Origin of the sequence: Methylobacterium aquaticum, from assembly GCF_001043915.1 — a bacterium.
Taxonomy (GTDB): Bacteria; Pseudomonadota; Alphaproteobacteria; order Rhizobiales; family Beijerinckiaceae; genus Methylobacterium; species Methylobacterium aquaticum.
Window position 1 is genome coordinate 38,774 of sequence record NZ_LABX01000054.1, and the last position, 11,967, is coordinate 50,740.

General features: G+C 69.2%; 13 protein-coding genes. 3 read left to right on the plus strand and 10 right to left on the minus strand.

Annotation, left to right across the window (positions count from 1 at the left end; all coding sequences use genetic code 11):
- Positions 1-27 precede the first annotated feature (27 nt).
- Positions 28-525 (plus strand): VOC family protein, encoded by a 498-nt coding sequence (locus VP06_RS07675; RefSeq protein ID WP_048463236.1) that lies wholly within the window; start codon positions 28-30, stop codon positions 523-525.
- 280 nt (positions 526-805) lie between these two features.
- Here VP06_RS07675 and VP06_RS36050 read toward each other — a convergent pair whose 3' ends face one another.
- Both VP06_RS36050 and VP06_RS07685 read right to left on the minus strand, forming a co-directional pair.
- Positions 806-1,267, minus strand: coding sequence for a hypothetical protein (locus VP06_RS36050; RefSeq protein WP_048463237.1), 462 nt, complete (start codon positions 1,265-1,267; stop codon positions 806-808).
- Positions 1,268-1,363: 96 nt separating this feature from the next.
- The gene (locus VP06_RS07685; RefSeq protein WP_048463238.1) at positions 1,364-1,627 is read right to left on the minus strand and encodes a DUF3297 family protein; all 264 of its coding nucleotides are present in this window, start codon (positions 1,625-1,627) and stop codon (positions 1,364-1,366) included.
- Positions 1,628-1,875: 248 nt separating this feature from the next.
- On the opposite strand from VP06_RS07685, the gene VP06_RS38550 reads away from it, so the two are divergent.
- Positions 1,876-1,998 (plus strand): hypothetical protein, encoded by a 123-nt coding sequence (locus VP06_RS38550; RefSeq protein WP_280950175.1) that lies wholly within the window; start codon positions 1,876-1,878, stop codon positions 1,996-1,998.
- On the plus strand, positions 1,995-2,321 hold the full coding sequence (locus VP06_RS07690; protein WP_048463239.1) for a hypothetical protein: 327 nt from the start codon (positions 1,995-1,997) through the stop codon (positions 2,319-2,321). Before VP06_RS38550 ends, VP06_RS07690 begins: the two co-directional genes overlap by 4 nt.
- A 127-nt stretch (positions 2,322-2,448) precedes the next feature.
- On the opposite strand, the gene VP06_RS07695 is transcribed toward VP06_RS07690, so the two are convergent.
- The 8 genes from VP06_RS07695 to VP06_RS07730 form a co-directional block, all read right to left on the minus strand.
- Complete coding sequence (locus VP06_RS07695) at positions 2,449-3,690, minus strand: NAD(P)/FAD-dependent oxidoreductase (protein ID WP_048463240.1); 1,242 nt, start codon at positions 3,688-3,690, stop codon at positions 2,449-2,451.
- Positions 3,691-3,701: 11 nt separating this feature from the next.
- A complete protein-coding gene (locus tag VP06_RS07700; protein ID WP_048463241.1) occupies positions 3,702-4,598 on the minus strand; it encodes a dihydrodipicolinate synthase family protein in 897 nt (298 codons plus the stop codon).
- Positions 4,599-4,632: 34 nt separating this feature from the next.
- Complete coding sequence (locus VP06_RS07705; protein WP_048463242.1) at positions 4,633-5,619, minus strand: branched-chain amino acid ABC transporter permease; 987 nt, start codon at positions 5,617-5,619, stop codon at positions 4,633-4,635.
- Position 5,620: 1 nt separating this feature from the next.
- The gene (locus tag VP06_RS07710) at positions 5,621-6,526 is read right to left on the minus strand and encodes a branched-chain amino acid ABC transporter permease (RefSeq protein WP_048463243.1); all 906 of its coding nucleotides are present in this window, start codon (positions 6,524-6,526) and stop codon (positions 5,621-5,623) included.
- A 78-nt stretch (positions 6,527-6,604) separates the two neighbouring features.
- Positions 6,605-7,825, minus strand: a complete 1,221-nt coding sequence (locus VP06_RS07715) for an ABC transporter substrate-binding protein (protein WP_048463244.1) — start codon at positions 7,823-7,825, stop codon at positions 6,605-6,607.
- A 292-nt stretch (positions 7,826-8,117) separates the two neighbouring features.
- Entirely contained in the window at positions 8,118-8,822 is a 705-nt protein-coding gene (locus VP06_RS07720) for an ABC transporter ATP-binding protein (protein WP_048463245.1), read from the minus strand.
- Positions 8,815-9,567 carry an ABC transporter ATP-binding protein gene (locus VP06_RS07725; protein ID WP_048463246.1) on the minus strand — a complete coding sequence of 251 codons (753 nt, stop codon included), beginning with the start codon at positions 9,565-9,567 and terminating at the stop codon, positions 8,815-8,817. Before VP06_RS07725 ends, VP06_RS07720 begins: the two co-directional genes overlap by 8 nt.
- A gap of 273 nt (positions 9,568-9,840) precedes the next feature.
- Complete coding sequence (locus VP06_RS07730) at positions 9,841-11,538, minus strand: methyl-accepting chemotaxis protein (RefSeq protein ID WP_048463247.1); 1,698 nt, start codon at positions 11,536-11,538, stop codon at positions 9,841-9,843.
- Positions 11,539-11,967: the final 429 nt, after the last annotated feature.

Consider the following 11,967-nt stretch of genomic DNA (forward strand, 5'->3'; position numbering starts at 1 on the left):
GGAAACAGACCGCAGCAGGAGTGGATCATGACCGGACCGATCGACCCGCATACCCGGATCGGGCACGTCCACCTGCGGGTGGCCGACCTCGACCGGGCGCTCCGCTTCTATTGCGGAGTGCTGGGTTTCACGCTGATGCAACGCTACGGCACCCAGGCCGCCTTCGTGTCGGCCGGCGGCTACCACCATCATATCGGGCTCAACACCTGGGACAGCGCCGGCGGCGCCCCGCCGCCGCCCGGCAGCACCGGGCTCTATCACGTGGCGATCCTCTATCCGACCCGGGCGGCCCTGGCCGATGCCCTCGCCCGGCTCGACGCCGCCGGCATTCCGCTCACCGGCGCGAGCGACCACGGGGTCAGCGAGGCCTTGTACCTCGACGACCCGGACCGCAACGGGGTGGAACTGTACCGGGACCGGCCCGAGAGCGAGTGGCCGCGGGACGACGCGGGCGGGCTCCAGATGGTGACCCGCCGCCTCGACCTCGCGAGCCTGAGGGCGGAACGCCCGGCCCAGGCCCGCTGACGCTCCGCAGGCGGTCACGCGCCCGGGCGGGATCGCCAGCCGCCCGAGCGCGCGCCGCCCGTTGATGTGGCCCGTTTTGTATTTCTATCGTGTTTGCGTCGAAACCGACCCACGCGATGCCGATCTTGACAGAACCGATCTTGACATTCGACAATCATAACCCGAGGGCATAATACCATCGTCCCAAGATGCTGACGCATCGGGCCGATGAACCATCTCAAATTTTCCATACTAAGCCAAGAGCTTAGCGAAAGTTGGAGAACGGAACCAAAGGTCGTTTTCAACGACCGTTGGTATAACGCCTTCCGATCGATGTTTCAGGGATCGAGACCGGCCGAACGACCACCATCATGACACGCCCTGCCCGCACCATGCTCGCGGAGATTTTGCTCAACCGCTGGTCGATCGTACTGTCAACATGCGGATCGCGATGCCGTTGACGCTGGCGCTGTTCGAGATCGGTGCCTTGCTGTGGGGCGCCGGGCGGGCGGATCACGGCACGATCAAGGAAGCCGGGCACCTCGTCGAGGGGATGGCCGTGAGCCTGATCGGATGGGGCGTCGTGCTGGAGGAGCGCCACGACGTCAGCCAGCTCCTCGGCGGCCTGCCGACCGAGAACCCTGAGGACGAGGCGGCGATCGACGCGCTCTGCCGCCATAGCGGGCTCGCCCTGCTGGTGCTCGGCCTCGTGGCGGAGATCCTCGTCCAGTGCGTCGAGGTGCCGATCGGCCCGCCTCGTCACCTTCCGGGGGGGGCCGCAGGCCGTCACGGCGGCGCCGGCGGGAGATGCGGCCGGACGACAGCCGGACCGGGTGGCGGCGCAGAGCCGCCCCGACCTCTACCCGGCGTCAGCCGCGCCGGCCTCGGGAGTGCGGAGATAGGGCTCGACCAGGCCCTTCAGCTTCACCGTCATCGGGTTGCCGAAGCGGTCCTTGGCATTGCCGGCGGCGAGCCGCACCCAGCCCTCGCTCACGCAATATTCCTCGACATTGGTCTTCTCGACGCCCTTGAAGCGCACGCCGACGCCGCGCTCGAGCAGGGCGGCGTCGTGGAAGGGGCTGCGCGGGTCGGTGCTGAGGCGGTCGGGCAGGGTATCGGTCATCGGTCGGAGCCTTTTTCGGAACGGTGTGCCGCGGGATGTGCCGGCGCCCCGATAGCCGCTCCCGGCGCCGCTGCCAATCCGCCGCCCGCACGAGGCGTTCTTTGGAATCTTCATAATTCATCTGATAATATAAATTCTGCGTCGCAAAGTAGAAATCCTCCAATATTTCGAAGGGATCTTGCATAGAAGGATCATGCGCGGCATTCAGGGCGGGCCGAACCCCGGCACGATCGACGATGGAGGCCGCGATGGCGCGAGCGCTGATCCTGATTCACGGCTATGCGGGCCTGATCCGGGAGGGATGGCCTCCGGTCGGCCTGCCCTGGGACCGGCTGGTCGGCCTGCTCAGCGACGGGGAGCGCGCGCGATGAGCCTGTATCGGTACGAAGGCCGGCTCGCCGAGGCCGAGGCCCGCGGGCAGGCCGCCCTGGAACGGGCCCTCACGCTCGCCTTCTGGGACGCCTTGGAGCGGGGTCCGCTGCCGCCGATGGCGGCGCTCGAAGCCGCGGCCCGCACGGTCGGCACGCTCTACCGCCAGATCGCCTCCCTGCATGGTCCGGCGCCCCGCTGTGGCTGTGGCTGGCAGCCAGAGCCCGACGAGGACCTGATCCGCCTCGAAGCGATGCTCGCCGCCGCCCTGATCGAACGGCCCCGGCCGGTTCTCGCCGATCTGCCGGTGGCCGGGCGGGCATGAGGTGGCCTTGATCGACCGGGCCCCCTTCGCGACCTCATCCCGAGGTCGCGGACAGGATTGAAAAATCGTCGACCGCTCTGCTTTTTCTCGTCGCGCGACTGCCGACAATCCACTTGGCGGCACGTCCTCACCCGAACCGCCCGGCCCGCAATGCGTTCAAAGCCACGGCCGGCGCCCGTCCGGCCAGCAGGTCCGCCACGATCCGCCCGGTCGCGGCGCTCTGCGTCAGGCCGAGATGCCCGTGGCCGAAGGCGTAGATCACCCGCGGGGTCGCCCGCGACGGGCCGATCACCGGCAGGCTGTCGGGGAGCGACGGCCGGAACCCCATCCATGGCCGACCGCCTTCGGTCCGCAAGCCGGGCAGGAACGCGGCGGCCTTGCGCAGCATCGCGTCGGCGCGGGCGAAGTTGGGCGGACGGTGCAGACCGCCGAACTCGACGGCGCCGCCGACCCGCACGCCTGTCGAGAGCGGCGTCACCACGAAGCCGTGGCCGCCGAAGGTGATCTGGCGGCGAAGATCGAAGGCGCCGGGCGGCAGCGTGGTGTTGTAGCCGCGCTCGGTGTCGAGGGGGACCCGGTCGCCGAGGCGGCGGGCGAGATCCCGCGACCAGGCACCGGCGGCGAGCACGCCGGCATCGGCCTTCAGCACCGTGCCATCCGCGAGGGTGAGGCGCACGCCCTCCCCCGCGGGGGCGATGTCCCGCACCTCGCCCTTGGTGAGAGTCGCGCCCTTCGCCATCATGTCGGCATGGAGCGCCAGGGCGAACCGATGGGGATCGTCCACCGTCATCCAGTTCGGCGTGAAGGTGCCGGCGACGAAGCGCGGCGACAGTCCAGGCTGCAATTCGGCGAGGCGGGCGCCGCGGACATGCTCGAAGGCGATGCCTTCCCGCTCCCGCGCGGCCCAGCCGGGCGCGGCGGCGGCCATCTCCGCCTCGCTCTCGTAGAGTTCGAGGTTGCCGCCATGGCGCAGCCGGCCGGCGAGGCCCGCCGACTCCACCATCGCCGCCATGGCCTGGGCGGCGAGCCGCATCAGGCCGGACTGGACTTGCGTGGCATGGCGGTGCCGGTCGGGCAGGCTGGCGCGCCAGAAGCGCAGGAGCCAGGGCGCGATCCGCGGCAGGTAGGCCGGCGGCAGCGCCAGCGGCCCGAGGGGATCGAGCATCCAGCGAGGCGCCTTGCGCAGGATGCCCGGCGAGGCGAGCGGCAGCACGTCGGTGAAGGCGAGGGCCCCGGCATTGCCGAAGCTCGCCCCCTCGGCGACGCCGCCGCGCTCGATCAGCCGCACCCGCCAGCCCTCGGCCAGCAGGTGATGGGCAGAGGCGAGGCCGACGATGCCGGCCCCGACGATCACGACCTCGCGGGGCAAGACGGTTCCCTTTACGCGGCCAGCTTGAGCGACGGGCGGCGCTCCAGGGCGGTGCGGATGATCGCCTCGACGGCGGCCCGGCGCTCGCCCGAGAGCGGCGTCCTCGGCATCCGGACGTGCTCGGTCGAGCCGATCGCCAGCGCCTCGGCGAGCTTGATGTTCTGGACCAGGAAGGTCGAGACGTCGAGATCGAGGAGCGGACGGAACCAGCGGTAGATCGCGAGGGCTTCGGCCGTGCGGCCGGCCTTCATCAGGCGATAGATCGCCACGGTCTCGTCCGGGAAGGCGACGACGAGGCCGGCGACCCAGCCGACCGCGCCGACGCTCAGCGCCTCGAAGGCGAGGTTGTCGACGCCGGTCAGCACCGCGAACCGGTCGCCGAAATGATTGATGATCTCGGTGGTGCGGCGGATGTCGTCGGAGGATTCCTTGATGGCGACGAAATGCTTGTCGCCGGCCAGCCGCTCCATGATCCGGGGCGTCACGTCGACCCGGTAGGCGACGCGGTTGGAATAGATCATCACCGGCAGGTCGCCGGCAGCGGCAACGGCGCTCAAGGTCGCGACGGTCTCGTCCTCGTCGGTGTGGTAGATCGGACTCGGCACCACCATCAGGCCGGAGGCGCCGGCCTTGGCGGCACGCGCGGCCAGCGCGCAAGCCTCGCGGGTGCCGGCCTCGGAGACGGTGAGCAGGACGGGCTTGCCCTTGGCGACCGACTGGGCGGTCTTCAGAACCTCCAGCCGCTCGTCGGGCGACAGCATCGGGCCCTCGCCGAGCGAGCCGCAGACGATCAGGCCGTCGCAGCCGGCCTGCATCTGGAGGGCGAAGCAGCGCTCCATCTCGGCATGGTCGAGCGCACCGTCGGCGGTGAACTTGGTGGTGACGGCGGGAAGGACGCCTGTCCACATGGTCGTGTCTCCTCGAAGGGTCGGGGTGAAGGAGTCAGGCCGCCTCGGCGGCCGGGGCCGGGTGCGGGCGCGGCGGCGCGGCCCGGGCGGCGCGGCGGTGGCGCCAGTGCAGCCACTCGCCGACGACGCCGCGGCGGAAGAACGAGACGCAGAGGATGAAGATCAGGCCGATCACCACCGTGACGAGGTCGCCGATCGTCGCGAGGTAGTTCTGCAACCCGACCACCAGGGCGGCACCGACCAGCGGCCCGAACAGGGTGCCGACGCCGCCGAGCAGGGTCATCAGCACCACCTCGGTCGAGGTGTGCAGCGACACGTCGTTGAGCGAGACCAGGCCGAAGACCAGGGCCTTGAGGGCGCCGGCATAGCCCGCGACGGCCGCCGAGAGCACGAAGGCGAGGAGCTGGAATCGGGAGGCATCGTAGCCGAGCGACACCGCCCGCGCCTCGTTGTCGCGCACCGCCTGGAGGATCTGGCCGAAGGGCGAGTGCACCACCCGGTGGATGAACAGGAAGCCGGCGGCGAACAGGGCGAGCGCCAGATAGTACATCGCGGTGTCGTTGGAGAGGTCGACGAGGCCCAGAAGCGTCCCGCGCGGGATGCCCTGGAGCCCGTCCTCGCCGCCGGTCCAGCGGAACTGCACCGCCAGGAAGTAGACGATCTGCGACAGCGCCAGCGTGATCATCGCGAAGTAGATGCCGCGGCGCCGGATCGCCAGGCCGCCGATGGCGAAGCCGACCAAAGCCGCCGCGGCGACGCCCGCCGCGAACGAGACCGGCACCCCGAGCGGGTGGGCGCCGAACCGGATCATCAGCGCGCCGGTCACGTAGCCGGCGGTGCCGAGGAAGGCGGCATGGGCGAAGGAGACGAGGCCGGTGAAGCCCAGCAGCAGGTTGAAGGCGCAGGCGAACAGCCCGTAGGCCATCACCTTCATGACGAAGATCGGGTAGATCAGCCCCGGCACCAGCGGCACCACGAGGAGCAGGGCGAGGAGCGCGGCGAACAGGGTTTTCGCGTTCATCTCACGCCTCCCGCCCGAACAGGCCGGCCGGGCGCAAGAGCAGCGCCAGAGCCATGATGACGAAGACCACCACGGTCGAGGCTTCCGGATAGACCACCTTGGTCAGCCCCTCGATCAGCCCGAGGCCGAGGCCGGTCAGCATCGCGCCGAGGATCGAGCCGAGGCCACCGATCACCACCACGGCGAAGACGATGTTGAGCAGGCTGCCGCCCATCAGCGGGGTGATCTGCATGATCGGCGCGGCCAGCACCCCGGCGATGCCGGCAAGCGCCACCCCGAAGCCGTAGGTCAGGGTGATCATCACCGGCACGTTGATGCCGAACGCCTGGAGCAGGCGCGGATTCTCGGTGCCGGCCCGCAGATAGGCGCCGAGCTTGGTGCGCTCGAACAGGTACCAGGTGGCGAGGCAGATCAGCAGCGACGCCGCGACCACGAAGACCCGGTACTTCGGCAGCAGCATGAAGCCGACATCGACCGGGCCCTGGAGGATCTCCGGCGGCTCGTAGCCCTGGCCGGAGACGCCGAAGACATAGCGAAAACCGCCCTCCATCACCAGCGCCACCCCGAAGGTGAGCAGCAGGCCGTAGAGGTGATCGAGGTGGTAGAGCCGGCGCAAAAGGGTCCGCTCGATCGCCATGCCGAACAGGGCGACGAGGGCCGGGGCCAGGACCAAAGCGAGCCAGAAATTGACCTGGAGATCCGGCTGGCCGAGCCAGGGCCCTCCTTGAGTCAGCCCGATCCAGGCCAGGAAGGCCGCCATCATGAACTGCGCCCCATGGGTGAAGTTGATGATGTTGAGCAGCCCGAAGATGATCGCCAGCCCCATGCTCAGCATGGCGTAGAAGCAGCCGCCGATGAGCCCGATGGTGAGCTGGGCCATGAAAGCCTGAAGGGTGATGTCCGACATGGGCGCACCGGGGAAGAGCGAATCGGGATCCGAGGAGAAACCCTCCCCCGCCGAGGGGGCGAGGGTTTGGCGTGGCGGTTACCCCTTGGCGTTCAGCGGGCAGGCATCGCTCGGCTTCGGGTAGACGTCGTCGCCCTTCAGCACCGCCTTGACGTGGTAGAAGTCCCAATCCCGCTTCGATTCCGCCGGCTTCTTCACCTGGAGCAGCAGCAGGTCGTGCACCAGCGCCCCGTCGGCGCGGAGCTTGCCGTTGCGGATCACCGCGTCGTCGATGGTCATGGAGCGCAGCTGCTTCATCACCGCCCCGGCCTCGTCGGTGCCCGCCGCTTGAATCGCCTTCAGGTAGCTCAGCACCGCCGAGTAGATCGCGGCCTGCGAGGCGCTCGGCATCCGCTTCATCTTGGAAAAATATTGTTCCGCGAAGGCGCGCGAGCGGTCGTCGTAATCCCAGTAGAACGCTTCCGTGAGGTACATGTCCTGGGCCTTGGCGAGGCCGAGGCTCTTCACGTCGGTGATGTAGGTGAGGAGCGGGGCGATCACCTGCTTGTCGCTGCGGCCGATGCCGTATTCGGCGGCCTGCTTGACGGCGTTGACGGTGTCGCTGCCGGCATTGGCCAGGGCGATCACCTGGGCGCCGGTGGCTTGCGCCTTCAGCATGTAGGAGGAGAAATCGCCGCCCGGGAACGGATGGCGCGACACGCCCAGCACCTTGCCGCCCTCGGCCTCGACCACCGCGGCGGCGTCCTTCTCCAGGGAATGGCCGAAGGTGTAATCGGCGGTGACGAAGTACCAGCTCTTGCGCCCGGTCTTCAGCAGCGCCTTGGCGGTGCCGGCGGCGAGCGCGTAGGTGTTGACCATCCATTGCGCGCTCAAGGCCGAGCACTTGTCGGTGATCGCCGCCATGGCGACGCCGGCCGACAGCATGGTCACCCGGTTCTTCTGCTTGGCGATCTCCATGACGGCGAGCGCCGTCGAGGAGGTCGGGAAGTCGGCGATCATGTCGACCTTGCCCTGATCGAACCACTCGCGGGCGAGGTTGGCCGCGATGTCGGGCTTGTTCTGGTGGTCGGCGGCGACCAGCTCGACCGGCGCGCCCAAAACCTTGCCGCCCATCTCGTCGATGGCGATCTGCGCCGCCACCGCCGAGCCGCGGCCGGTGAAGTCGGAATAGATGCCCGACAGATCGTTGAGGATGCCGACCTTCACCACCCCGTCGCTGACCGTGTCGGCCGCACGAGCGCCCGATGCCAGGGCGGCGAGCGACAGACCGAGGGCATAGCCGATGACACGCGACCGCATGATTCTTAGCCTCCTGTGATTGGCCTGAACGACGCCCGCTCTTCAGCGAAGCATCTCTTCCGAACGCACCCGACACCTTTGTGCAAACACCGGCTCTTCCACCCTCCGCGTCATTCCGGGGCCATGCAGTGGAGCCCGCAATGCGGAACCGCCAATGGTTCAGAACGAGACGAAAACCGATCCGCTCAACTCTCGAAGACCTGAGCGTCTGGATCCCGGGCTCCGCTGCGCGGCCCCGGGATGGCCCTGCGTGGTGGAAATGCGTTGATCGGCGGGACGTCTATTGTTTCCGTCACACACCCAGCAACCGCCCGACCTCCTCCTCCCGCGCCGCGACCTCGTGCGCCGCGATCTCCGCGGCGATGCGGCCGTGCTCGACGACGTAGTGGCGGTCGGCGAGGTGGCGGGCGAAGTGGAAGTTCTGCTCGACCAGCACGATGGTGAAGCCGCGGCGCTTCAGGAGCGACACGGCATGCCCCAGCGCCTCGACGATGACCGGCGCCAGTCCCTCGGTGATCTCGTCGAGAAGCAGGATGCGGGCCCCGGTGGTGAGGATGCGCCCGAGGGCCAGCATCTGCTGCTCGCCGCCCGAGAGCCGGCCGCCATAGCTGTCGGCCCGCTCGGCGAGATTCGGGAAGAGCGCCAGCACCTCGTCGAGCGGCAGGCCACCCTCGCCGAGGCGCGGCAGCAGGGTCAGGTTCTCGCGGGTGGTGAGCGTGCGGTAGACGCCGCGCTCCTCCGGGCAATAGCCGAGGCCCAGCCGTGCGATGCGGTGGGGCGGCAGCCGGATCGCCTCCTGCCCGCGCACCCGCACCGAGCCGGCGCGCCGGTCGGTCAGGCCGAGGATGGCGCGAAGCGTCGTGGTGCGCCCGGCGCCGTTGCGGCCGATCAGCGTGACGCACTCGCCCTCGCGCACCGTGAGATCGATGCCGTGGAGCACGTGGCTCTCGCCGTACCAGGCCTGGAGGCCGCGTGTTTCGAGGACGACCTCAGCCATGACCGCCCCCGAGATAGGCCGCCTTCACCGCCGGATCGGCCGAGACCGCCGCGTAAGCGCCCTCCGCCAGGATCTCGCCCCGTTGCAGCACCGTGATCGTGTCGCAGAGGTCGGCCACGACCGACATGTTGTGCTCCACCATCAGGATCGTGCGGCCTTTGGCGATGCGCCGGATCAGCCGCTTGATTCGGTCGACATCCTCGATCGCCATGCCTTGCGTCGGCTCGTCGAGGAGTAGGAAGGGCGGGTCGAGGGCGAGCGTCGTGGCGATTTCGAGGGTGCGCTTGCGGCCATAGGACAGGTCGGCGGCCCGGGCATCCGCAGCCTCGGAGAGCCCGACCTCGGACAGCAGCCGCCTCGCCTCCTCGTCGAGCACCGCGAGCGAGCGGCCGGAGCGCCAGAACTGGAACTGCGTGCCGAGCCGGCGCTGCAACGCCACCCGGACGTTGTCGCGCACCGAGAGGTTCGGGAAGATCGCCGAGATCTGGAACGAGCGCACCAGCCCGCGCCGGGCGATCGACGCCGAGGAGTCGCGGGTGATGTCCGCCCCCTCGTAGAGGATCTGCCCCTCGGTCGGCACGTGGACCTTGGTGAGCAGGTTGAACACCGTGGTCTTGCCGGCGCCGTTCGGCCCGATCAGCGCGTGGATCGTGTGGCGCTGGACCTTCAGGTCGAGCCCTCGCACCGCCCGGAAGCCGCCGAACGCCTTGGTCAGCCCCCTGGTCTCGAGTGCGGTCTTGGGCACGGCATCGTCCCTCGCTGGTCCTGTCTCGTAGATTGTATAAAATATGCGAGCAGGTCAAGCGCAGCCTGGGCCTCCGTGCAGGTCGGGTTCCCTCGGTCGTTCCGTCATTCGATCGAAGGCGGCCTGCCCGGGAGGCACCGGAGCGGCGAGCGTGCCTCTCTCGCCGGTCGCCGCACGAACCCCGCAATGAAAAAAGCCGGGCCCGCATCCGGCCCGGCCAATCCCCTATGCGCTCGGTCTCTCGCCCGCCAAGGCCCCGCCGGGAGGTGCCCGTCAGGCCGCCCGCACCGTATGGAGGAACTGCATGACCTGCGCCGACAGGTGCTCGGACTGCCGCGACAGCTCGGAGGCCGCGGCGAGCACCTGGCTTGCCGCGGCGCCGGTCTCCCCGGAAGCCTGGGCCACGCCGGCAATGTTGCGGGTGACCTCGCCGGTGCCGGTCGCGGCCTGGGAGACGTTGCGGACGATCTCCTGCGTCGCCGCGCCCTGCTGCTCCACCGCCGAAGCGATCGAGACCGTGACGGAGCTGATCTCGCGGATCCGGCCCGTGATGCCGTCGATCGCCGACACGGCCTGGTCGGTCACGCCCTGGATCTCGCCGATCTGGCGGGCGATCTCCTCGGTGGCCTTGGCCGTCTGGGAGGCGAGCTGCTTGACCTCGGCGGCCACCACGGCGAAGCCGCGCCCCGCCTCGCCCGCGCGGGCCGCCTCGATGGTGGCGTTGAGCGCGAGAAGGTTGGTCTGCGCGGCGATGGTCGAGATCAGCCCGACCATGTCGCCGATCCGGGCCGAGGTGGACTTGAGCGCCTGGACGAAATGGCCGGTCTGGTCGGCCTCCCCGACGGCGGACTGGGCGAGGCCGGCCGAGCCCTGCACCTGGCGGCCGATCTCGTGGACCGAGGCTCCCAGCTCCTCGGCGGCAGCGGCCACCGTCCCGACATTGGAGGCGGCCTCCTCGGCGGCGGCAGCGACGGCGGAGGATTGCGCGGCGGTCTGGGTCGCGGTGGCGGTCATCGTGCCGGCGGTGGCCTGCAACTCGTTCGCCGAGGCGGAGACCTGGCCGACGATTCCCCCGACGGCGCGCTCGAACCCGTCGGCCATCTCCGCCATCGCCCGCTTGCGCGCGGCCGCCGCGGCCGCATCGGCGAGGCGCTGGATCTCCGCCTGTTCGGCCGCCTTCCGGGCGACCATGTCGCGGATCGCGTCGACCGCGCGGCCCACGGCGCCGATCTCGTCACCGCGCGCCGCCTCGGCGATCACGGCCTCCGCATCGCCCTTCGCCATGCGCTGGAGCGAGCCGACGAGGCTGCCGAGCGGACGGGTGATGCCGAAGACCGCGACCGTGACCGCGAGCACCAGAGCGGCGAGCAGGCCGACGAAGCCTGCGCCGACGAGCACGGTGCCGGCCTCGGACGCGGCGCGGTCGGCGGCATCGCTGGCCCGTTTCAGCTCCGCCGTCAGGACATCCATGCGCGCCTGCACCAGGTCGCGGACCTTCCAGCGGATCGGCGCGGCCTCGCCCATCAGGATCTTGCCGGCCCGCTCGTTGTCGTTCTTCAGCGCCAGGACGTTGGCCCGGGCGGAGATGGCGAAGAACTCGACCAGGGTCTCGCGGAGCGTCTCGTTCACCGTCCTCCGCTCGGGCGAGTCGGACATCGCGATCAGCGTATCGGCGCCGGCGAGGGCGGCCTTCTCGGCGACGTCGTAGTTGTTCTTGTCGCCGGTCATCTGCTCGTCGCGGGTCTGCAGCGCCATGTTCCGGCTCAGGACCGCGGCTTCGTTCACGTTGATGCGCACGGTCAGGATGGTCTGGAGACGCAGCATCTGCACCTCCGCGATCCGGCGCGTCTGCGCGGCCAGGTCGTTGAGGTTGCTGCGGGCGTACAGGACGAGCCCACCAGCAACGGCGGCGATGATCAGGAGCGGCAACGCCGCCTTGATGAGGATGCGGGTGTTGCCGAGTAGTTTCATTGCGCGCGACCATGCGTTGAAATCGGGACTATTCGTTTCCCAGAGAAGTTAACGAGACATTAAGTTCTGGCTCCATCAACCTGAGATTAGGGCAAGATAACGGTTTAACGCGCAAGCTCTTGACCGCATGGGCGCGATACGGCCCGGGAGTACACACGTCGGTCCGGCATCTATTCAGAAAAAGCGATCATCTCTGCATTATTGTGCGGACATGGTAGACCATTATCCGCTCCGATACTTGATTTTCGGCAGATTTTTATCGCAAGACTGCCGGCTTTCGCGACGCTTGCTTCGACCATGTCAGGTGAGGACAAGTTCCGGCCGGGTGACGGCACCGGTGCCGGCCGTGTCGCGCGTCACCCCGGACTGCTCCGCGACCAGCTCCCGGGCCTGCACGACCGTCATGGCCCGGTACGCCTGCACCGCCGC

Bases quoted from the DNA above. Each gene is read 5' to 3' on its own strand.
- VP06_RS07675 (WP_048463236.1), top strand. From the start codon at position 28: ATGACCGGACCGATCGACCCGCATACCCGGATCGGGCACGTCCACCTG.
- VP06_RS07685 (WP_048463238.1), bottom strand. From the start codon at position 1,627: ATGACCGATACCCTGCCCGACCGCCTCAGCACCGACCCGCGCAGCCCC.
- VP06_RS38550 (WP_280950175.1), top strand. From the start codon at position 1,876: ATGGCGCGAGCGCTGATCCTGATTCACGGCTATGCGGGCCTGATCCGG.
- VP06_RS07690 (WP_048463239.1), top strand. From the start codon at position 1,995: ATGAGCCTGTATCGGTACGAAGGCCGGCTCGCCGAGGCCGAGGCCCGC.
- VP06_RS07700 (WP_048463241.1), bottom strand. From the start codon at position 4,598: ATGTGGACAGGCGTCCTTCCCGCCGTCACCACCAAGTTCACCGCCGAC.
- VP06_RS07705 (WP_048463242.1), bottom strand. From the start codon at position 5,619: ATGAACGCGAAAACCCTGTTCGCCGCGCTCCTCGCCCTGCTCCTCGTG.
- VP06_RS07710 (WP_048463243.1), bottom strand. From the start codon at position 6,526: ATGTCGGACATCACCCTTCAGGCTTTCATGGCCCAGCTCACCATCGGG.
- VP06_RS07715 (WP_048463244.1), bottom strand. From the start codon at position 7,825: ATGCGGTCGCGTGTCATCGGCTATGCCCTCGGTCTGTCGCTCGCCGCC.
- VP06_RS07720 (WP_048463245.1), bottom strand. From the start codon at position 8,822: ATGGCTGAGGTCGTCCTCGAAACACGCGGCCTCCAGGCCTGGTACGGC.
- VP06_RS07730 (WP_048463247.1), bottom strand. From the start codon at position 11,538: ATGAAACTACTCGGCAACACCCGCATCCTCATCAAGGCGGCGTTGCCG.